Source organism: Pseudomonas sp. GD03858 (assembly GCF_029840925.1).
Classification (GTDB): domain Bacteria; phylum Pseudomonadota; class Gammaproteobacteria; order Pseudomonadales; family Pseudomonadaceae; genus Aquipseudomonas.
This window is the reverse complement of record NZ_JAOCDM010000098.1, coordinates 1-21571: the sequence shown is the minus strand read 5'-3', so window position 1 is coordinate 21571 and position 21571 is coordinate 1. Positions and strand designations below refer to the sequence as shown.

The following is a 21571-nucleotide window of genomic DNA, read 5'->3' as shown; positions in this document are numbered from 1 at the left end:
TGCCCCTCCTTGACTCTGGAGATGGGCAACATGAACGATCCTTTGCTGGAAAGAACCGTGCACCACCTACGCCTGGCACTGCAGGGCAGGCTGCACAATGTCGTCAATGGCCGCAACAAACGCTCGATCGGCCTGCCCGAAGCCTTCTGGACTACCGGGCAGACACTGCGCCTCTCGTTCCTGGGCGCGCCGGACGAGGCACTCAAGCAGCAGATCTTCACGATTGCCTCGCAGTGGCTCGACCATGCCAACCTGTCCTTCGTACTGACCGACAACGACCAGCTGGATGCCGAAATCGTCATCCGCACCGATGCCGAAAAAACGCTCAACCAGAGCGATTACGGCAGGCACCGGATGCTGGCGGACGGCGAAACCATGATCCTGGGGATAAAACTCACTGACCCCGACTTCCACAGCACGGTGCTGCACGAGTTCGGGCATGCTCTTGGCCTGTTCCACGAGCATCAGCACCCCGATGCGAACATTCCCTGGGACAGGGCGGCACTGCGTCGCCACATCGCCGCTCGATTCAGCGATCAGGAGCGCGCGTGGCACGCGTTCGACAAGACGCTGGAGCGGCTGATCAGGCAAAACTACGACCCCATCACCTACGAGCCGCGCATCACCCTGCGCTACGATCGTCGGTCGATCATGCACTACCCCATCAGGCAGGCGCACACGCTTGGCGATTGCGCCTCGGGCCGGAACCATGAATTGAGCGCCAAGGACAAGCAGTTCATGCGCATGATCTACCCAGGCAAGGGTTCGCCCGACCTCACTTGACCGCGCCCAGGTTGGCCTCGCTCAAGTCCAGCTCCCCCAGCACCTGGCGCACCACCTCGTCGCCCACCAGGTGCTGGCGGTGCAACTCGTACAGCTCCAGACGCTGGGCACGCAGCGCGCGCAAGCGCAACCGTCGCTCCAGCAGGTCCATCTGTTCGGCCAGGGCCCGGGCCTCGGCGGTGTCGTTGTAACTGTCGAGCTCGTCCCGGTATTCGGCCATCAAGCGCGCCTTGAGCTCGGTGGCCAGCGTGGCCTGCGCGGCGTCCTGGGGGGCGCCGGCGTCGGTCACGTCCTCGGCCTCCAGCGCATGGATCGCCGCCTCCGCGGTACGCCGCCAGGCCTCCTGCACTTCCTGGCGCAAGCGCTCGTCCGGGCTCTTGGTCACGCCACGCAACAGGATCGGCAGGGCGATGCAGGCGCTGACCAGCGACAACAGGATCACCCCCGCGGCAATGAAGATCAGCAGATCCCGCTCAGGAAACGCCTTGCCCGCCCCGATCAGCAAGGGCACCGACATGACGCCGGCCAGGGTCACCGCGCCACGCACGCCGCCCAGGGTCAGCAACCAGCAGGAACGCGCGGTCGGCATCAGCACCAGCGCGGGCTTGCCACGCCAGCGACGCACCGCTCCGATTGCCCGCCAGATGCTCTGCACCCAGACGAAGCGCAGCAACACCAGGGCAGCGAAGATCGCCACCACATCCAGGCAGCGCCACGCCAGTGTCGGCCAGACGGTCATTTCATCGCTGACCACAGCCTTGATGATGTCCGGCAGCTGCAACCCCAGCAGGAGGAAAATCAGGCCATTGAAGGCGAACTCCAGCAACGACCAGACACTGCGGTTGAGCAGGCGCGTGCTGGTCTGGCGCGGCAGCAGGTCGAGCCAGCTCTGCATCATGCCCGCCGCCACCGCCGAGAGGATGCCCGACACCCCCAGTCGCTCGGCCAGCACGTAGGCGGCAAACGGCAGCAACAGCATGAACACGACATGAGTCGCTGGATCATCCCAGCCGCGCGTGATCATCCACATGCGCAGGCGTCCGACCAACCAGCTCAGCGCCACCCCCACCGCCAGGCCGCCGAGGGCGACCAGCACGAAGGTCAGGCTGGCCTGGGTCAGCGAGAACGCGCCGGTGATCGCCGCCGCCAAGGCGAACTTGAAGGTCACCAGGCCCGACGCATCGTTCATCAAGGCCTCGCCCTGCAGCATGTGCATCAGGGGAGTGGGCAGACGGTCCTGGGTGATGGCCGACACGGCCACGGCGTCGGTGGGCGACAGGACCGCGGCCAGGGCGAAAGCCACCGGCAGCGGTATGCTCGGCAGCAGCCAGTGGATGAAGTAGCCGGCGCCAACCACGGTGAACAGGACCAACCCCACCGCCAGCGCCACCACCGGGCCACGGATGCGCCACAGCTCGCGCTTGGGCATGCGCCAGCCATCGGCGAACAGCAAGGGCGGCAGGAACAGGAACAGGAACAGTTCGGGATCCAGTGCGACATGCAAGCCCAAGGTAGGCCAGGCGAGCAAGGCGCCGGCAGCAATCTGCAACAGTGGCAGCGGCAGCGGCAGCACACGCCCCACCAATTTCGACACGCTCACCAGCATCAGCAGGATAAGAACGGTATAGGCTGACTGCATCGGCAAGTTTCCTGAGTGATTCGACAAACAGCGGGGTGCAACATCGTTATTGAAACAATATGTTAGCGGTCGCCGGCTACCCTGGACCGCTGCACGATAGTCGCAGCCTGCCCGGGAATATGTAACACAATGCTACGCGAGACGCCGTGACACACATCCTCCCATGCCTTCCGGCCCGCAGCCGTGGCGCCGGCCCCATCGATGCCGCATAATCGGCCCCACCCAATCTTCAAGGAGTATCGGGGATGCCTGGTCGATCCCGGCAGCCCCAGGCATTCAATGGCTTACACTCTCTACGGCATCAAAGCCTGCGACACCATGAAAAAGGCCCGTACCTGGCTTGAAGAAAAGGCCATCGGTTTCGAGTTCCACGACTACAAGACCCAAGGCATCGACCGTGACAGCCTGAACCGCTGGTGCGATGAGCACGGCTGGGAAGTCGTGCTCAATCGCGCCGGGACCACCTTCCGCAAGCTCGACGACGCCAGCAAGGCCGACCTCGACCAGGCCAAGGCCGTCGAGCTGATGCTCGCCCAACCGTCGATGATCAAGCGCCCGGTGCTCGACCTTGGTGATCGTACCCTGGTCGGTTTCAAGCCCGACTCGTACGCCGCCGCGCTGGCCTGATCCCGCATTACGCTCCACCCCCTTTTCGCATGAGGTAATCGCATGTCTCAATCGCTGTTCAGCCTGGCCTTCGGTGTCGGCACCCAGAACCGCCAGGGCGCCTGGCTGGAAGTCTTCTACGCGCTGCCGGTGCTCAAGCCGTCCGCCGAACTGATCGCGGCCGTCGCGCCAGTCCTTGGCTACGAAGGGGGCAACCAGGCCATCGCCTTCACTACCGCCCAGGCCGCCCAACTGGCCGACGCCCTCAAGGGCGTCGATGCTGCCCAGGCCGCCCTGCTGACTCGCCTGGCCGAGAGCCACAAGCCGCTGGTCGCCACCCTGCTGGCCGAAGACGGTGCCTTGGCATCGACCCCGGAGGCCTATCTCAAGCTGCATCTGCTGTCGCACCGCCTGGTCAAGCCGCACGGCGTATCGCTGGCCGGTATCTTCCCGCTGCTGCCCAATGTCGCCTGGACCAACCAGGGTGCCGTCGATCTGGCCGAACTGGCCGAGCGGCAACTGGAAGCGCGTCTGAAGGGCGAGCTGCTGGAAGTGTTCTCGGTGGACAAGTTCCCGAAGATGACCGACTACGTGGTCCCGGCCGGCGTGCGCATCGCCGACACCGCCCGTGTGCGCCTGGGCGCCTACATCGGCGAAGGCACCACCATCATGCACGAAGGCTTCGTCAACTTTAACGCCGGCACCGAAGGCCCAGGGATGATCGAAGGCCGTGTCTCGGCCGGCGTGTTCGTCGGCAAGGGCTCGGACCTGGGCGGCGGCTGCTCGACCATGGGCACCCTGTCCGGTGGCGGCAACATCGTCATCAAGGTCGGCGAAGGCTGCCTGATCGGCGCCAACGCCGGCATCGGCATCCCGCTGGGCGACCGCAACACCGTCGAAGCCGGCCTGTACATCACCGCGGGTACCAAGGTGAACCTGCTGGACGAGAACAACCAGCTGGTCAAAGTGGTCAAGGCCCGCGACCTGGCCGGCCAGACCGACCTGCTGTTCCGTCGCAACTCGCTCAATGGCGCCGTGGAGTGCAAGACCCACAAGTCGGCCATCGAGCTGAACGAGGCGCTGCACGCGCACAACTGAGAACCTACTCAGGTTCGAAGTGATAAGATCGGGTCTGCTCTTACGGGCAGACCCGATTTTTCATTCCAGGCCCCGCGAACATGTTCCAACCCTCCCCCTGGCGTGCCGATTTCCCCGCCATCGCCGCCCTGCAACGGCAGCGCCAGACCTACCTGGACAGCGCCGCCACCACCCAGAAGCCCCAGGCCCTGCTCGATGCCCTGAGCCACTACTATGGCCATGGCGCAGCCAACGTGCACCGTGCCCAACACCTGCCGGGAGCCCTGGCCACCCAGGCCTTCGAAAGCAGCCGTGACAAGGTCGCCGCCTGGCTCAACGCCGAGCATGCACGGCAGATCGTCTTTACCCACGGGGCCACCTCGGCACTGAACCTGCTGGCCTATGGCCTGGAACACCGCTTCGAGCCCGGCGACGAAATCGCCGTCAGCGCCCTGGAGCACCACGCCAATCTGCTGCCCTGGCAACAGCTGGCGCACCGACGTCAGCTGCGCCTGGTGATCCTGCCGGTGAACGACCAGGGGCATGTCGACCTGGAACAGGCCCTGCAACTGATCGGCCCGCGCACCCGCTTGCTGGCGATCAGCCAGCTGTCCAACGTGCTGGGGACCTGGCAACCGCTGGCGCCGTTGCTGGCCCACGCCCGCGCCCAGGGCGCGCTGAGCGTGGTCGATGGCGCCCAAGGCGTAGTCCACGGTCGTCACGATGTGCGGCAACTGGACTGCGACTTCTATGTGTTCTCCAGCCACAAGCTCTACGGCCCGGACGGCGTGGGCGTGCTGTATGGCCGTCAGCAGGCGCTGGCACTGTTGCGCCACTGGCAGTATGGCGGCGAGATGGTGCAGTTGGCGGACTACCAGGACGCCAGCTTCCGCCCGGCACCGTTGGGCTTCGAGGCCGGCACGCCGCCGATCGCCGGGGTCATCGGCCTAGGCGCTACCCTGGACTACCTGGCCAGCCTGGATGCCAATGCCGTGGCCAACCATGAGGCAAGCCTGCATCGGCATCTGCTGCGAGGATTGCTGGATCGCGAGGGCATTCGCGTGCTCGGCTCGCCCCAGGCGGCACTGGCCAGTTTCGTCGTCGAAGGTATACACAACGCCGATATCGCCCATTTGCTGACCGAGCAGGGTGTCGCCGTGCGCGCTGGGCATCACTGCGCCATGCCTCTGCTCAAAGGGCTGGGACTCGATGGCGCGATCCGCGTGTCGCTGGGGTTGTACAGCGACAGTGACGACCTGCAGCGCTTCTTCGAGGCCCTCGATCAGGGCCTGGAGCTGCTGCGATGAGCCTGTCGAGCGAAGCCAGCCAGGCGCTGGAGAGTTTCGAACAGGCCCGTGGCTGGGAGCAGCGTGCTCGCCTGCTGATGCAATGGGGCGATCGGTTGGTGTCGCTGGACGACAGCGAAAAAACCGATGCCAACCGCGTGCATGGCTGTGAAAGCCTGGTGTGGCTTGTCGCCACCCAGGAGAACGGCCAATGGCTGTTCAAGGCAACCAGTGATGCGCGATTGTTGCGCGGGTTGCTGGCGCTACTGCTGGTCAGGGTCCAGGGGCTGGACCGCGACGAGCTGGCGGTGGTGGACCTGGGCGACTGGTTCGGCCGCCTTGGGTTGGAGCGCCAGTTGTCGCCATCGCGCAGCAATGGCTTGCATGCCGTGCTACAGCGGATGGCTGAGCTCGCCTCCAATCGATAAATCGGCGCTGCCTGCTTCGCGGGTAAACCCGCTCCCACAGGCCCGCGAAGCAGGCCATAGCGATCTACTCGATCATTCAGGCCTGACCCGCTCAGACGGACGCCTGGCCCCGGCCACCAGTTTCTCCACGGCCTTGCTCGCCGCGACCATGCCAAAGGTCGCGGTCACCATCATCACCGCGCCGAATCCACCGGCACAGTCCAGCCGCACGCCTTCACCGACAAAGCTCTTCTGCAGACACACGCTGCCATCCCCCTTGGGGTAGCGCAGCTGCTCGCTGGAGAACACGCACGGCACGCCGTAGTTGCGGCTGGTATTGCGCGAGAAGTTGTAATCCCGACGCAAGGTCGAACGCACCCGCGAGGCCAGCGGATCGTTGAAGGTCTTGTTCAGGTCGCCGATCTGGATCTGGGTCGGGTCGATCTGCCCGCCCGCGCCTCCGGTGGTGACGACGGCGATCTTGCGTCGCCGGCACCAGGCGATCAGCGCGGCCTTGGCCATCACGCTGTCGATGCAGTCGATCACACAGTCCAGCTGCTCGGTGATGTGCTCGGCCATGGTGTCGCGGGTGACGAAGTCGGCCACCGCATGCACCGTGCAGGCCGGGTTGATCGCCCGCAGGCGCTCGGCCATCACCTCGACCTTGGGTCGCCCGACCTGCCCTTCCAGCGCGTGGGCCTGGCGATTGGTATTGCTCACGCAGACATCGTCGAGGTCGAACAGAGTGATCTCGCCCACGCCGCTGCGGGCCATGGCCTCGGCTGCCCACGAGCCGACGCCGCCGATGCCGACGATGGCCACATGGGCCTGGCGCAGGCGCTGCAGGCCGTCGTCACCGTACAGCCGGGCGACGCCGGCAAAGCGTGGATCTTCTGTGCTCATGGCTCTACCTCGAAAAAACCGGCGCGCATTATAGGCCAAGCGGCGTGAATAAGGGCTGTCGTTGGAAACAGGCGTACCAACCCTGCTTTAATGTCCTATCGAACACTCGGATATGGACGACAAAGAGCGGACGCAGAACTTCATCTTCGTCCGTAAATCCAATGGACGGCACCCCCGGTAGTGTAGGACTCACACCCCGACGGCCCCACCCCGCTCCCCTCTTCGGAATCACGCACACCTATGTCATCACGCAAATTCGGTCTCAACCTGGTAGTGGTCCTGGCCATCGCCGCGCTGTTCACCGGGTTCTGGGCGCTGATCAACCGCCCGGTCTCCGCGCCCGCCTGGCCAGAGCAGATCTCCGGCTTTTCCTACTCGCCCTTCCGCCTGGGCCAGAGCCCGCAGAAGGGCCAGTACCCCAGCGAGGACGAGATCCGCCAGGACCTCGAGCAGTTGAACAAGCTGACCGACAACATCCGCATCTACACCGTCGAAGGCACCCAGGCCGAGGTACCACGCCTGGCCGAGGAACTGGGCCTGCGCGTCACCCTGGGCATCTGGATCAGCAACGACCTGGAGCGCAACGAGCGCGAAATCGAGAAGGCCATCGGCCTGGCCAACACCTCGCGCAGCGTGGTACGCGTGGTGGTCGGCAACGAAGCCCTGTTCCGCGAGGAAGTCACCCCCGAGCAACTGATCGGCTACCTCGACCGGGTTCGCGCCGCGGTCAAGGTGCCGGTGACCACCAGCGAACAGTGGCATATCTGGAAAGACCACCCGGAACTGGCCAGGCACGTCGACCTGGTCGCCGCGCACATCCTGCCGTACTGGGAGTTCGTGCCGATGCAGGACTCGGTGCAGTTCGTCCTGGATCGTGCCCGCGAGCTGCGCAAGCAGTTCCCGCGCAAGCCCCTGCTGCTCTCGGAAGTCGGCTGGCCGAGCAACGGCCGCATGCGCGGCGGCGCCGACGCCACCCAGGCTGACCAGGCGATCTACCTGCGCACCCTGGTCAATACCCTCAACCGTCGCGGCTACAACTACTTCGTCATCGAAGCCTACGACCAACCGTGGAAGGCCAGCGACGAAGGCTCGGTGGGCGCCTACTGGGGCGTTTACAACGCCGAGCGCCAACAGAAATTCAACTTCGAAGGACCGATCGTGGCGATCCCGCAATGGCGCGCCCTGGCCGTGGCCTCGGTGGTGCTGGCGATGATCGCCCTGGCCATCCTGCTGATCGACGGCTCGGCCCTGCGCCAGCGCGGGCGCACCTTCCTCACCTTCATCACCTTCCTGTGCGGGTCGGTGCTGGTGTGGATCGCCTACGACTACAGCCAGCAGTACAGCACCTGGTTCAGCCTGACGGTGGGCGTGCTGCTGGCGCTGGGCGCTCTCGGGGTGTTCATCGTGCTGCTGACCGAAGCCCATGAACTGGCCGAGGCCGTGTGGATCCACAAGCGACGAAGGGAGTTCCTGCCCGTGCAGGGCGACAGCGCCTATCGCCCCAAGGTTTCGGTGCATGTGCCGTGCTACAACGAGCCGCCGGAGATGGTCAAGCAGACCCTCGACGCCCTCGCCGCGCTGGACTACCCGGATTTCGAGGTGCTGGTGATCGACAACAACACCAAGGACCCCGCCGTGTGGGAGCCGCTCAAGGCCCACTGCGAGAAGCTCGGCGAGCGCTTCAGGTTCTTCCATGTGGCGCCCCTGGCCGGCTTCAAGGGCGGCGCGCTGAACTATCTGATCCCGCATACGGCCAAGGATGCCGAAGTGATCGCGGTGATCGACTCGGACTACTGCGTCGACCGCAACTGGCTCAAGCACATGGTGCCGCACTTCGCCGACCCGAAGATCGCCGTGGTGCAATCGCCGCAGGACTATCGCGACCAGCACGAGAGCGCCTTCAAGAAGCTGTGCTACAGCGAGTACAAGGGCTTCTTCCATATCGGCATGGTCACCCGCAACGACCGTGACGCGATCATCCAGCACGGCACCATGACCATGACCAGGCGCAGCGTGCTCGAGGAGCTGGGCTGGGCCGAGTGGTGCATCTGCGAAGACGCCGAGCTGGGCCTGCGCGTGTTCGAGAAAGGCCTGTCGGCGGCCTATGCCCACAACAGCTACGGCAAGGGCCTGATGCCCGACACCTTCATCGACTTCAAGAAACAGCGCTTCCGCTGGGCCTACGGCGCCATCCAGATCATCAAGCACCACGCCGGCGCCCTGCTGCGCGGCAAGGGCAGCGAGCTGACCCGTGGCCAGCGCTACCACTTCCTGGCCGGTTGGCTGCCATGGATCGCCGACGGCATGAACATCTTCTTCACTGTCGGCGCACTGCTGTGGTCGGCGGCGATGATCATCGTGCCGCACCGGGTCGACCCGCCACTGATGATGTTCGCCATTCCGCCGCTGGCGCTGTTCTTCTTCAAGGTCGGCAAGATCGTCTTCCTCTATCGCCGCGCGGTGGGGGTCGACCTGAAGGATGCCTTCGCCGCCGCGTTGGCGGGGCTGGCGCTGTCGCACACCATCGCCAAGGCGGTGCTGTACGGGTTCTTCACCAGCAGCATGCCGTTCTTCCGCACACCGAAGAACGCCGACAGCCATGGCCTGCTGGTGGCGATTTCCGAAGCCCGCGAAGAGCTGTTCATCATGTTGCTGCTGTGGGGCGCGGCGCTGGGGATCTACCTGGTGCAGGGGCTGCCGAGTTCGGACATGCGTTTCTGGGTGGCGATGCTGCTGGTGCAGTCCTTGCCGTACCTGGCGGCGCTGGTGATGGCGTTGCTGTCGTCGTTGCCCAAGCCCGCTGAAAAGGCCGCCGAAACGCAACAGGCTTGAGAATGCCGGGGGCGCTGCGCGCCCCTTTCCGACCGGTCCGACGCTTCGGCAAGGCCGCTCCTACAGGGGATCGCGTACCTGTGTAGGAGCGGCCTTATGTCGCGAAAGGGCCGCACAGCGGCCCCATTGGCCTGTCAGTTTGATATAAGATAACGCCCCTCAGATTTCCTGCCTTGCCTTGCCCCGGAGTCCTTCAATGACGGCCCCTGCCGAGCTTTCGCCCACCCTGCAACTGGCCTGCGACCTGATCCGCCGCCCCTCGGTCACCCCGCTCGACGCCGACTGCCAGACCCAGATGATGAACCGTCTGGGCGCCGTCGGCTTCCAGCTCGAGCCGATGCGCTTCGAAGACGTCGATAACTTCTGGGCCACCCACGGCAGCCAGGACGGTCCGGTGCTGTGCTTCGCCGGCCACACCGACGTGGTCCCCACCGGCCCCGTGCAGCAGTGGCAGCATGAGCCGTTCGAGGCGCTGATCGATGCCGACGGCATGCTCTGCGGCCGCGGCGCCGCCGACATGAAGGGCAGCCTGGCATCGATGGTGGTGGCCTGCGAGCGCTTCGTGCAGGACCATCCGAACCACCGTGGCAAGGTCGCCTTCCTCATCACCAGCGACGAAGAGGGCCCGGCCCACCACGGCACCAAGGCGGTGGTCGAGCGCTTGAAAGCACGCAACGAGCGCCTGGACTGGTGCATCGTCGGTGAGCCGTCGAGCACCACGCTGCTCGGCGACGTGGTCAAGAATGGCCGTCGTGGCTCGCTCGGCGCCAAGTTGACCGTGCGTGGCAAGCAAGGCCACGTGGCCTACCCGCACCTGGCCCGCAACCCGATCCACCTCGCCGCGCCGGCCCTGGCGGAATTGGCAGCCGAGCACTGGGACGAAGGCAATGCGTTCTTCCCGCCGACCAGCTTCCAGATCTCCAACCTCAACTCCGGTACCGGCGCCACCAACGTAGTGCCAGGCGATCTGGTCGCGCTGTTCAACTTCCGCTTCTCCACCGAGTCGACGGTCAAAGACCTGCAGCAGCGCGTCGCCGCGATCCTCGACAAGCACCAGCTGCAATGGTCGATCGACTGGGCGCTGTCGGGCCTGCCGTTCCTCACCGAGCCGGGCGAACTGCTCGACGCGGTGTCCTCGAGCATCAAGGCGGTCACCGGCCGCGAAACGCGACCATCCACCAGCGGCGGCACCTCCGACGGCCGCTTCATCGCCACCATGGGCACCCAGGTGGTCGAACTCGGCCCGGTCAACGCCACCATCCACCAGGTGGACGAGCGCATCCTGGCCAGCGACCTCGACCTGCTGACCGAGATCTACTACCAGACCCTGGTGCGGTTGCTCGCCTGATGCTTGCCTGCCCTCTTTGCCAGGCGCCCCTGACGCGCCTCGACAACGGCGTGGCCTGCCCGGCCGGCCACCGCTTCGACCGCGCCCGCCAGGGTTACCTGAACCTGCTGCCGGTGCAGCACAAGAACAGCCGCGACCCCGGCGACAACCAGGCCATGGTCGAGGCCCGTCGCGATTTCCTCGACGCCGGCCACTACGCGCCCGTGGCGCGTCGCCTGGCCGAGCTCGCCGTCGAGCGCCAGCCACAGGCCTGGCTGGATATCGGCTGCGGCGAAGGCTACTACACCGCGCAGCTTGCCCAGGCGCTGCCGGCGGCCGACGGCTACGCCCTGGACATCTCCCGCGAGGCGGTCAAGCGTGCCTGCCGCCGCGCTCCCGAGGTGACCTGGATGGTGGCCAGCATGGCCCGCGTGCCCATGGCCGATGCCAGCTGCGACTTCATCGCCAGCGTGTTCAGCCCGCTCGACTGGCAGGAGGCCAAGCGCCTGCTCGCCCCAGGCGGCGGCCTGATGCGGGTCGGCCCGACCAGCGGCCACCTGATGGAGCTGCGCGAGGTGCTCTACGATGAAGTGCGCCCGTACGCCGACGACAAGCACCTGGCCCTGGTACCCGAAGGCATGGCCCACGCACACGGCGAGGTCCTCGAATTTCGCCTGAGCCTGGCCGACGCCAAGGCCCGCGCCGATCTGCTGGCGATGACGCCGCACGGCTGGCGTGCCAGCGCCGAGAAACGCGCACGGGTGATCGAGCAGCCCGAGCCGTTCGAGGTCACGGTTTCCATGCGTTATGACTATTTCGTGCGCCAAGACTGAGCACACTGGAGCCCCCATGCGTCAACCCGATATCGAGATCTACCTCAAGGACGAAGACGTCGATCACAAGCAGATCGCCGCCTGGCTCACCCAGGCCCTGGGCCCGTGCAGCGAATGGAAGCAGAAAGGCCAGACGTTCAAATGCACCGCCGGTAACATCCCGGTCACCTGGTTACCGAAAGCTGTAGGGAAATGGAACAGTCTGTACCTGGAAAGCGACCAGACGCCGTGGGCCGACGACATCGCCTGCGCCCGCGCGGCATTCGCCGCACTCGACGTCGAAGTGCGTTGCGCGCCGGGGAGCTGGACCGAGGAAGATGGGGAGGAGGATGCCGATCGCTGGATCCGCATCAGCGCCGAGGGTGAGCAGGAAATCACCTGGCGTACGAACTGAAGCTACAAGCTACAAGTTCGATCGCATCAGGCTGCAAGCTCCACGGACAGCTTGCAGCTTGAAGCTTACCGCTTGAGGCAGCGGTCAGAGACCGACGACGTCCTCGGCCTGCAGGCCTTTCTGGCCTTGCACGAGGGCGTATTCAACCTGTTGCCCCTCGACCAGGGTGCGATGCCCCTCACCGCGGATAGCCCGATAGTGGACGAACACGTCCGCACCACCTTCGCGCTGAATGAAGCCGTAACCCTTGGCATCGTTGAACCACTTCACATTCCCAGTCTCACGAGACGACATCTGAACTACTCCGGATTTTTATTTTGAAGATCGCCTTGCCGACACGGGCTCACCGCCCGCGCCTAACGCAGCTTGCCGAAATATCCTGCAAGCGGCAGGCCGAGTATATGACAGGGAACAAAAAAAATTCATGACAGGGGGAATTTTTGCCGATTTTTGCTGAACTTACGCAGATACGGCAGACTACCCGCCTGCAAAACACCGAAACTTCACCAGGGCCCCACCCCCATGACCCGTTCCCCCCTGCGCCGCCTTATCTTCGGCGCCCTGCGTCGCGTTCTCTACCTGTGGGTGCGCTCCGAAACCATCAATCAATCCTCGCTGACGCTCAAGCTCGACCGCAGCCGGCCGGTGTTCTATGCCCTGTCCTCGCCGTCGCTCACCGACCTGGCGGTCATCGACCACGAATGCACCAAGGCCGGGCTGCCACGCCCGGTGTTGCCCGTGGTCGTCGGCCCGCTGCAGGAACCCGCGGCCTTCTTCTACCTGACGCCCGACCCGGACTGGCTCGGTCGCCACGACAAGCGCGGCGCGCCGCCGACGCTGGAACGCCTGGTCGCGGCGATCAGCCAGCATGCCGAAGAGGACGCCCAGATCATTCCGGTCAGCGTGTTCTGGGGCCAGACGCCGGCCAGTGAATCGAGCCCCTGGAAGCTGCTGTTCGCCGACAGCTGGGCGGTTACCGGACGCCTGCGCCGCCTGCTGAGCGTGCTGATCCTCGGGCGCAAGACACGCGTTCAGTTCTCCGCCCCCATTCACCTGCGCGAGCTGGTCGAGCACAACAAGGGCCAGGAACGCACCGTGCGCATGGCCCAGCGCATCATGCGCGTGCATTTTCGCAACCTGAAGACCGCCGTGATCGGCCCGGACATCTCGCACCGGCGCAACCTGGTCAAGGGCCTGGTGCACGACCCGCTGGTACGCCAGGCCATCAGCGACGAGGCCGAGCGCGAGAAGATCCCATACGCCAAGGCCGAGGCCAAGGCACTGCACTACGGCAACGAGATCGCCTCGGACTACACCTACACCGCGATCCGCTTCCTCGAAGTGGTGCTCAGCTGGTTCTGGAACAAGATCTACGACGGCATCAAGGTCAACCATATCGAGCAGGTCCAGGGCATCGCCCCAGGCCATGAAGTGATCTACGTGCCCTGCCACCGCAGCCATATCGATTACCTGCTGCTGTCCTACCTGCTGTTCCGCAATGGTCTGACGCCGCCACACATCGCCGCTGGCATCAACCTCAACATGCCGGTGATCGGCGGCCTGCTGCGCCGCGGCGGTGCCTTCTTCATGCGCCGCACGTTCAAGGGCAACCCGTTGTACACCGCGGTCTTCAACGAGTACCTGCATACCCTGTTCACCAAGGGTTTCCCGGTCGAGTACTTCGTCGAAGGCGGGCGTTCGCGCACCGGGCGCATGCTGCAGCCGCGCACCGGCATGCTGGCGATCACCCTGCGCAGTTTCCTGCGCTCCTCGCGCACGCCAATCGTGTTCGTGCCGGTGTACATCGGTTACGAGCGGGTGCTGGAAGGCCGCACCTACCTGGGCGAACTGCGTGGTGCGAGCAAGAAGAAGGAGTCGATCTTCGACATCTTCAAGGTCATCGGCGCGCTGAAGCAACGTTTCGGCCAGGTCTACGTCAACTTTGGCGAACCGATCCGCCTCAACGCCTTCCTCGATCAGCAGCAACCCGGCTGGCGCGAGCAAGACCTGGCGCCGCAGTTCCGCCCGGCCTGGCTCAATGACACGACAACGCGCCTGGGCGAGACCGTCGCCCGCCATCTGAACGAGGCGGCAGCCATCAACCCGGTCAACCTGGTGGCGCTGGCACTGCTGTCCACCAGCCGTCTGGCCTTGGACGAACGCGCGCTGACCCGGGTGCTCGATCTGTACCTGGCCTTGCTCCGCCAAGTGCCCTACTCGCCGCACACGACGCTGCCCGAAGGCGATGGCCAGGCACTGATCAAGCATGTACTGGGCATGGATCTGCTGGCCGAGCAGAAGGACGCGTTGGGCCGCATCCTCTACCTGGACGAAGCCAACGCGGTGCTGATGACCTATTACCGCAACAACGTGCTGCACATCTTCGCCCTGCCCGGGCTGCTGGCCAGCTTCTTCCTCAGCAGCTCGCGCATGAGCCGCGAACTGCTGGGCCAGTATGTACGGGCGCTGTATCCGTACCTGCAGGCCGAGCTGTTCCTGCGCTGGACGCCCGAACAGCTGGACGAGGTGATCGACCAATGGCTGGAGGCACTGGTCGAGCAGGGGCTGCTGCGCAAGGAACAGGACACCTATATGCGCCCGGCGCCCAGCTCGCGGCAGTTCGTCCTGCTGACACTGCTGGCCCGCACCATCACGCAGACCCTGCAGCGCTTCTACATGGCCACCTCGCTGCTGCTCAACAGCGGCCAGCACACCTTGAGCGCCGAAGAGCTGGAGGAACTGTGCGTGATGATGGCCCAGCGCCTGTCGATCCTGCATGGGCTGAACGCTCCGGAGTTCTTCGACAAGACGCTGTTCCGCCACTTCATCCAGACCCTGGTGCGCGAAGACGTGCTGCAGCCCGATGGCAACGGCAAGCTGGGCTATCACGACAAGCTCGCCGAGCTGGCCGAGGGCGTGGCCAAGCGCGTGCTGTCGGCGGAGTTGCGCCTGTCGATCCGCCAAGTGGCGTTGCACCGCGATGAAACGCCGGAGCCTTTGGCGACCGCGTAACAATGCCTTGCGCTGACAAGGACTGCCGCGCAGCCCCTCGCGGTCAAGCCCGCATCCACAGGATCCGAGTGTCACTCGCCCTGTGGGTGCGATGGGCCGCACGCCGGGCGAAAATCCGCTAAAGTCCCCGGGGTTGGCCACAAGCCAGCCCAACGTACACCGGAGATTCCATGAAAAAGCTCTTCATGCTGTGTTGCGCATCCCTGCTCGCGGCCTGTTCCAGCAACACCCCATCGAACCAGGCCAGCCTGGATGGCGAAGTCTTCTACCTGCAGCGCATCGCCCTGCCGCCAGCCGCCACCCTCAGTGTGAGCCTGCAGGACGTGTCGCTGATGGATGCCCCCGCCGTGACCCTGGCCAGCCAGGCCGGCCCGGTCAAAGGCAACGTGCCGCTGCCGTTCCACCTCAGCTACGACCCGGCCCAGATCAAACCCGGTCACCGCTACGCGGTGAGCGCACGCATCGAACTGGACGGCAAGCTGCTGTTCATCAACACCGAGCACCATGGCGTCAAGCTCGATGGCAGCGATGCGCAGCCGGTGCGGATCAAGGTCGACCCGGTCCGCTGAGCCCCGTTACATTCTGCCCATAAGGAAATCCCCATGATCCGTACCTCCCTGCGCTTCACCACCCTTTGCGCCGGCCTGCTGCTGTCGGCCAACGCCCTGGCCCTGTCGCTCGGCGACCTGTCCCAGAGCGACGCCTCCGGCGGCCTGAAGGACGCCCTCACCCAAGGCGCGCAGATCGCGGTCAAGCAACTGAGCGCCCCCGGCGGCTTCAGCAACAACCCCGACGTGCGCATCGAGCTGCCGGGCAACCTCGGCAAAGCCGCCAAGGCCATGAAGATGTTCGGCAAGGGTGAACAGGTCGAAGCCCTGGAAACCAGCATGAACAAAGCCGCCGAGGCTGCGGTGCCGCAAGCCCAGGCGATCCTGGTGGACGCAGTGAAGAAGATGACCGTGACCGATGCCAAGGGCATCCTCAGCGGCGGCCAGGACTCGGCCACCCAGTACCTGAACAAGAGCAGCCGCGAGCAGATCCGCGCCAAGTTCCTGCCGATCGTCAAGCAGGCCACCGACAAGGTCGGCCTGGCCCAGCAGTACAACAACTTCGCCGGGCAGGCCGCAGGCCTGGGCGTGCTCGACGCCAAGAGCGCGAACATCGAGAACTATGTGACCGAAAAAGCCCTGGACGGGCTGTTCGAGATGATCGCCAAGCAGGAAGAGAGCATTCGCCAGAACCCGGCCGGTGCCGCGACCAGCCTGGCCAAGAAGGTGTTTGGCGCGCTTTGAAGCGCACAGCGGCAAGCTGCAAGCGGCAAGCGGCAAGCGGCAAGCGGCAAGCTGCAAGCTGCAAGCGGCAAGCCACAAGAAAAAGCGGGGCCAGTGTAGCCCCGCTCTTCTTGCGGCTTGCGGCTTATAGCTAGTCGCTTTTCTTGACCCTGAACCACGCCGCATACAACGCCGGCAGGAACAGCAAGGTCAGCACCGTGGCGACGATCAAGCCACCCATGATCGCCACCGCCATCGGCCCGTAGAACACGCTCCTGGACAACGGGATCATCGCCAGCACCGCCGCCAGCGCGGTCAGCACGATAGGCCGGAAACGTCGCACCGTCGCCTCGATGATCGCCTGCCAGCGATCCAGCCCCGCCGCGATATCCTGCTCGATCTGGTCCACCAGGATCACCGAGTTGCGCATGATCATGCCCGCCAGGGCAATCGTCCCGAGCATGGCGACGAAACCGAACGGCTGGCGGAACACCAGCAGGAACAAGGTCACGCCGATCAGGCCGAGGGGCGCGGTGAGGAACACCATGAACATGCGCGAGAAGCTGCGCAGCTGGATCATCAGCAGGCTCAGCACCACCACGATGAACAGCGGCATGCCGGCATTCACCGAGCGCTGGCCACGCTCGGAATCCTCGACCGTGCCCCCCACTTCCAGCAGATAGCCATCCGGCAGCTGCTCCCTGACCTGCTGCAGGGTCGGCAGGATCTGCTTGACCAGGGTCGCGGGCTGTTCCTTGTCGTAGATGTCTGCGCGCACAGTGACGGTCGGCAGGCGGTTGCGGTGCCAGATGATGCCTTCCTCGAAGCCATACTCCAGGGTCGCCACCTGCGACAAGGCCACGCTCTGGCCGTTGTCGGTAGGTAGCGCGAGGCTGCCCAGGTTGCCCAGCTCGCGGCGCTCCTCGGCGGTACCGCGCAGGAGGATCTCGATCAGCTCGTTGTCCTCGCGGTACTGGCTGACACTGCTGCCGGTCAGCGAGCTCTGCAGGAAGCTGGACAGCTGCGCGGTGCTCACCCCAAGAGCCCGCGCGCGATCCTGATCGATGTCCAGGTACACCGCCTTGCTCGGCTCCTCCCAATCGAGGTGGACGTTGACCACGTGCGGGTTCTCGCGCACCTTCGCCGCCACCTCGCGGGCCAGGGCGCGGACCTTCTCGATATGTTCGCCGGTAACGCGGAACTGCACCGGATAGCCCACGGGCGGTCCGTTCTCCAGGCGCGTGACCCGCGCGCGCAGGTCCGGGAACTGCTCGTCCAGCGTCGCGATCAGCCAACTGCGCAGACGCTCACGGTCTTCCAGCGACTTGGCCAGCACCACGAACTGGGCAAAGCTCGCCGCCGGCAGTTGCTGGTCCAGTGGCAGGTAGAAACGCGGCGAACCGGTGCCGATATAGGCGACATAGTTGTCGATGCCTTCCTGCTGCTTGAGCAGTGCCTCCAGACGCTCGACGCGCTCGGCGGTGTTGTTCAGCGAGGCGCCTTCGGCGAGCTTGAGGTCGACCATCAGCTCCGGACGCCCGGAAGCCGGGAAGAACTGCTGTGGCACGAACCGGAACAGCACGATACTGCCGATGAACGCGGCGATGGTCAGCAGGATCACCGTCTTGCGCCGCCGCACGCACCACTCCACCACGCGCCTCACGCGCTGGTAGAAGGGGGTGGCATAGGGGTCGGGGGCATGCCCGCGCGCCGCATGCAGCTTGGCCAGGTCCGGCAGCAGGCGCTCGCCCAGGTAGGGCACGAACACCACGGCGGCCACCCACGAGGTCAGCAGGGCAATGGTCACCACCTGGAAGATCGAACGGGTGTACTCGCCGGTGCTCGACGCTGCCGTGGCGATCGGCAGGAAGCCCGCTGCGGTGATCAGGGTGCCGGTGAGCATTGGGAAGGCCGTGCTCGACCAGGCATAGCTGGCGGCCTTGAGCCGGTCGTAGCCCTGCTCCATCTTGATCGCCATCATCTCCACCGCGATGATCGCGTCGTCCACCAGCAGCCCCAGTGCCAGCACCAGCGCGCCCAGCGAGATCTTGTGCAGGCCGATGCCGAAGTAGTGCATGGCGGCGAAGGTCATGGCCAGCACCAGCGGGATCGCCAACGCCACCACCAGCCCGGTACGCAGGCCGAGGGAGAAGAAACTCACCAGCAGGACGATGACCAGCGCCTCGACCAGCACTTGCACGAATTCGCCCACGCCGGCCTTCACCGCCGCCGGCTGGTCGGAGACCTTGCGCAGCTCCATGCCCGCCGGCAGCCCTTGGGCCAGGCGCGCGAACTCGCCCTCCAGGGCCTTGCCCAGCACCAGGATGTCGCCGCCGTCCTTCATCGACACGGCCAGCCCGATGGCGTCCTCGCCCATGAACCGCATGCGCGGCGCGGGCGGATCGTTGAAGCCGCGATGAACGTCGGCGACGTCGCCGATGCGGAACGTGCGATCACCCACGCGGATGGGGAACTGGCGGATCTGCTCGACGCTGTCGAAGCGCCCGCTGACGCGCAACTGCAGGCGCTCGCTGGGGGTTTCGAAGAAACCGGCGGTACTCACTGCGTTCTGCTCGCGCAAGGCTTGCTGCACGGCTGCCAGCGGCACGCCCAGGGTGGCCAGCTTGACGTTGGACAGTTCGATCCAGACTTTCTCGTCCTGCAGCCCGATGAGCTCGACCTTGCCCACGTCCTTGACCCGTTGCAGCTGGATCTGGATGCGGTCGGCATAGTCCTTGAGCACCGCGTAGTCGAAGCCGGATCCGGTCAACGCATAGATGTTGCCGAAGGTGGTGCCGAATTCATCGTTGAAGAATGGCCCCTGCGCCTCGGGCGGCAGGGTGTGCTTGATGTCCGCGACCTTCTTGCGGATCTGGTACCACAGCTCGGGAATGTCCTTGGAATGCAGGGAGTCGCGGGCCATGAAGGTGACCTGGGACTCGCCCGGCCGGGAGAACGAGACGATCTTCTCGTACTCGCCAGTCTCCATGAGCTTCTTTTCGATGCGCTCGGTGACCTGGCGCGACACCTCCTCGGCGGTCGCCCCAGGCCACAGGGTGCGAATGACCATGGCCTTGAAGGTAAAGGGCGGATCCTCGCTCTGGCCAAGCTTGGTGTACGACATGGCGCCGATCGCCGCCAGCAGGATCATCAGGAACAGCACGATCTGGCGGTTGCGCAGCGCCCATGCGGAAAGGTTGAAACCCATCGGGACTTACTCCTTGACCGCCAGGTTCACTTCACGGTTGCTGCGGTCCACGGGCCGCACCTGTTGTCCCTCGCGCAGCACATGGCCGCCTGCGGCCACCACCCAGTCGCTGGCGTGCAGCCCTTCGAGCACCGGCACGCTGTCGGCTCCGTAGGCGCCGAGGCGCACCATCACCCGCTCGAGGCGGTTGTCCTTGCCGACCCTCCAGACATACGCCTGGCCGGCCTCGGCGGTGACCGCCGACAGCGGCACCGCCAGCGGCGCGCGTTCGCCGTGGGCGATGAACACCCGCGCACTCTGCCCCAGTTCGGCGGGGTTGCGCGTGGAGGTAAAGGCAATCCGCGCGGCGAAGGTGCGCGAGCGCGGATCGGCCGCTGGCGATAGCTCGCGAATCCGGCCTTCGAAACGCTCGTCAGGATGCGACCACAGCTCGACACTGACCGTCTGCCCGACCGCGAAGCGGGCGAACTGCTGTTCCGGCAGGCCAATGGCGACCTCGCGCTCGCCGTCGGCGGCCAGGATGAACACGGTCTGGCCAGCCGCCACCACCTGCCCCACTTCGACCTGGCGCTTGGCGATCACGCCGGCCTGAGGTGCGCGCAGCACGGCATATTCGGCCTGGTTGCCGGCCACTTCGTATTCGGCCTTGGCCTGCTTCAGCCGGGCCAGGCCGGCGCGGTAGAGATTTTCGGCATTGTCGAACTGGGAGTGGCTGACCATCTGCCGGTCCAGCAGCTTCTGGTAGCGCTCACGCTCGGCACGCACCAGCGCCAGGTTGGCTTCGGCGGCGGCCAGTTGGGCACGGTTGGCCTCCAGTTGCAGGCGCACGTCCTGTGGGTCGAGCTCGGCCAGTGGCTGCTCAGCCTTGACTCGCTGCCCCTCCTCCACCAGGCGCTTGCTGACCTTGCCACCGATGCGGAAAGCCAGTTCCGGCTCGAAGCGCGCGCGCACCTCGCCGGGATAGCTGTCGGTGGACGCCCCGGCGGGCTGGGGCTGGATCACCAGCGCAGGGCGCAACGCCGTCGGAGGCGCGGCCTCCTGGCCGCAGGCGGTGAGCAGCACGATGGCGGCAGGCAAGGCGAGGGACAACGCACGACGCAACATGATGGAAGACCTTTGGCAGAGGGCGCATCGAATATTTATACTGGCGAGTATATTAAGTCAGCGAACCGGGCCGGGGAAGCGGACGTTTCAGAGAAAGCCCATATTTGCGTTGCGACGTACGCTACAGCCGACGTCCTCGCGACCCGGTAAGATGTGTCCCTTTCACACAGAATGCGGTCTCTCATGTCCAACGACGCACCCATCGGCCCAGGCCGGCCCAAGGACCTGGCCAAGCGCGAGGCGATCCTCGAAGCCGCCAAGGACCTGTTTCTCAGCCTTGGCTACGCCAACACCAGCATGGATGCGGTCGCTGCGGCGGCAGGTGTTTCAAAGCTCACGGTCTATAGCCATTTCACCGACAAGCAGACGCTGTTCGGCGAGGCGGTCATGGCTACCTGCCAGAACCAGCTGCCGGACTTGATGTTCGAGTACCCCGAGGGAGCGCTGGTCGAAGATGTGTTGCTAAACATTGCGCGGGGATTCCAGGCGCTGATCAGCAGTGACGAAGCGGTCAAGCTGAGTCGGCTGATCATCGCGCTGGGAAGCCAGGATCCGGGGTTCGGGCAGTACTTCTACGAGGCCGGGCCCAAGCGGGTGCTGGCTGGCATGGAGGCATTGCTGCGTGGCGTCGACCAGCGAGGGTTGCTGCGTATCGACAACCCACTGCGGGCGGCGGAGCATTTTTTCTGCCTGGTCAAGGGGGCGCCGGATTATCGGTTGCTGCTGGGGTGCGCGCAGGCGCTGAGTGGGGCTGAGGCCGAGGAGCATGTGCGGGAGGCTGTGGGGGTGTTTGTTCGGGCTTTTCGTGGGTAGTTTGGATTCGGCTTCGGCTTCGGCTTCGGCTTCGGCTTCGGCTTCGGCTTCGGCTTCGAGAGTGTGGGTTTTGATG

General features: G+C 65.2%; 18 protein-coding genes. 13 read left to right on the top strand and 5 right to left on the bottom strand.

Features of this window, described 5'->3' with window-relative positions; all coding sequences use genetic code 11:
• On the top strand, positions 1 to 783 hold a 783-nt coding region (locus N5D48_RS20580), incomplete at its 5' end, for a M12 family metallopeptidase (RefSeq protein WP_279887602.1).
• Here the strand turns inward: N5D48_RS20580 and N5D48_RS20575 are convergent.
• Complete coding sequence (locus tag N5D48_RS20575) at positions 776 to 2422, bottom strand: Na+/H+ antiporter (RefSeq protein ID WP_279887601.1); 1647 nt, start codon at positions 2420 to 2422, stop codon at positions 776 to 778. The genes N5D48_RS20580 and N5D48_RS20575 overlap by 8 nt on opposite strands.
• Positions 2423 to 2701: 279 nt before the next feature.
• Between N5D48_RS20575 and N5D48_RS20570 the strand changes: the two genes are divergently transcribed.
• The 4 genes from N5D48_RS20570 (at position 2702) to N5D48_RS20555 (ending at position 5819) form a co-directional block, all read left to right on the top strand.
• On the top strand, positions 2702 to 3049 hold the full coding sequence (locus N5D48_RS20570) for an ArsC family reductase (RefSeq protein WP_279887600.1): 348 nt from the start codon (positions 2702 to 2704) through the stop codon (positions 3047 to 3049).
• A gap of 42 nt (positions 3050 to 3091) precedes the next feature.
• Entirely contained in the window at positions 3092 to 4126 is a 1035-nt protein-coding gene (dapD, locus tag N5D48_RS20565) for a 2,3,4,5-tetrahydropyridine-2,6-dicarboxylate N-succinyltransferase (RefSeq protein WP_279887599.1), read from the top strand.
• An 80-nt stretch (positions 4127 to 4206) separates the two neighbouring features.
• Entirely contained in the window at positions 4207 to 5412 is a 1206-nt protein-coding gene (locus tag N5D48_RS20560) for a cysteine desulfurase (RefSeq protein ID WP_279887598.1), read from the top strand.
• Complete coding sequence (locus N5D48_RS20555) at positions 5409 to 5819, top strand: SufE family protein (protein WP_279887596.1); 411 nt, start codon at positions 5409 to 5411, stop codon at positions 5817 to 5819. The genes N5D48_RS20560 and N5D48_RS20555 overlap by 4 nt, the downstream gene beginning before the upstream one ends.
• Positions 5820 to 5891: 72 nt before the next feature.
• Here the strand turns inward: N5D48_RS20555 and tcdA are convergent, their stop codons facing one another.
• Positions 5892 to 6701 (bottom strand): tRNA cyclic N6-threonylcarbamoyladenosine(37) synthase TcdA, encoded by an 810-nt coding sequence (gene tcdA, locus N5D48_RS20550; protein ID WP_279887594.1) that lies wholly within the window; start codon positions 6699 to 6701, stop codon positions 5892 to 5894.
• A 240-nt stretch (positions 6702 to 6941) separates the two neighbouring features.
• Between tcdA and N5D48_RS20545 the strand changes: the two genes are divergently transcribed.
• From N5D48_RS20545 to N5D48_RS20530, 4 genes are all read left to right on the top strand, one after another.
• Positions 6942 to 9533 (top strand): glycosyltransferase, encoded by a 2592-nt coding sequence (locus N5D48_RS20545; RefSeq protein ID WP_279887592.1) that lies wholly within the window; start codon positions 6942 to 6944, stop codon positions 9531 to 9533.
• 196 nt (positions 9534 to 9729) lie between these two features.
• Complete coding sequence (gene dapE / locus N5D48_RS20540; protein WP_279887591.1) at positions 9730 to 10881, top strand: succinyl-diaminopimelate desuccinylase; 1152 nt, start codon at positions 9730 to 9732, stop codon at positions 10879 to 10881.
• Complete coding sequence (locus tag N5D48_RS20535; protein ID WP_279887589.1) at positions 10881 to 11693, top strand: putative RNA methyltransferase; 813 nt, start codon at positions 10881 to 10883, stop codon at positions 11691 to 11693. Before dapE ends, N5D48_RS20535 begins: the two co-directional genes overlap by 1 nt.
• 16 nt (positions 11694 to 11709) lie before the next feature.
• The gene (locus N5D48_RS20530; protein ID WP_279887587.1) at positions 11710 to 12087 is read left to right on the top strand and encodes a hypothetical protein; all 378 of its coding nucleotides are present in this window, start codon (positions 11710 to 11712) and stop codon (positions 12085 to 12087) included.
• 84 nt (positions 12088 to 12171) lie between these two features.
• Here the strand turns inward: N5D48_RS20530 and N5D48_RS20525 are convergent, their stop codons facing one another.
• On the bottom strand, positions 12172 to 12381 hold the full coding sequence (locus N5D48_RS20525; protein WP_011535295.1) for a cold-shock protein: 210 nt from the start codon (positions 12379 to 12381) through the stop codon (positions 12172 to 12174).
• Positions 12382 to 12609: 228 nt separating this feature from the next.
• On the opposite strand from N5D48_RS20525, the gene plsB reads away from it, so the two are divergent.
• The 3 genes from plsB to N5D48_RS20510 all read left to right on the top strand — a co-directional run bounded on the left by plsB (position 12610) and on the right by N5D48_RS20510 (position 16391).
• The gene (plsB, locus tag N5D48_RS20520) at positions 12610 to 15099 is read left to right on the top strand and encodes a glycerol-3-phosphate 1-O-acyltransferase PlsB (protein WP_279887585.1); all 2490 of its coding nucleotides are present in this window, start codon (positions 12610 to 12612) and stop codon (positions 15097 to 15099) included.
• A 170-nt stretch (positions 15100 to 15269) separates the two neighbouring features.
• On the top strand, positions 15270 to 15668 hold the full coding sequence (locus N5D48_RS20515) for a YbaY family lipoprotein (protein WP_279887584.1): 399 nt from the start codon (positions 15270 to 15272) through the stop codon (positions 15666 to 15668).
• Between the two features lie 33 nt (positions 15669 to 15701).
• On the top strand, positions 15702 to 16391 hold the full coding sequence (locus N5D48_RS20510) for a DUF4197 domain-containing protein (protein ID WP_279887582.1): 690 nt from the start codon (positions 15702 to 15704) through the stop codon (positions 16389 to 16391).
• A gap of 130 nt (positions 16392 to 16521) precedes the next feature.
• On the opposite strand, the gene N5D48_RS20505 is transcribed toward N5D48_RS20510, so the two are convergent.
• Both N5D48_RS20505 and N5D48_RS20500 read right to left on the bottom strand, forming a co-directional pair.
• Positions 16522 to 19578, bottom strand: a complete 3057-nt coding sequence (locus tag N5D48_RS20505) for an efflux RND transporter permease subunit (protein WP_279887581.1) — start codon at positions 19576 to 19578, stop codon at positions 16522 to 16524.
• 6 nt (positions 19579 to 19584) lie between these two features.
• On the bottom strand, positions 19585 to 20682 hold the full coding sequence (locus tag N5D48_RS20500; RefSeq protein ID WP_279887580.1) for an efflux RND transporter periplasmic adaptor subunit: 1098 nt from the start codon (positions 20680 to 20682) through the stop codon (positions 19585 to 19587).
• A gap of 171 nt (positions 20683 to 20853) precedes the next feature.
• Here N5D48_RS20500 and N5D48_RS20495 point away from each other — a divergent pair, with 171 nt between their 5' ends.
• Positions 20854 to 21495: a TetR/AcrR family transcriptional regulator gene (locus N5D48_RS20495; protein WP_279887579.1), complete on the top strand. Its 642-nt coding sequence runs from the start codon at positions 20854 to 20856 to the stop codon at positions 21493 to 21495.
• Positions 21496 to 21571: the final 76 nt, after the last annotated feature.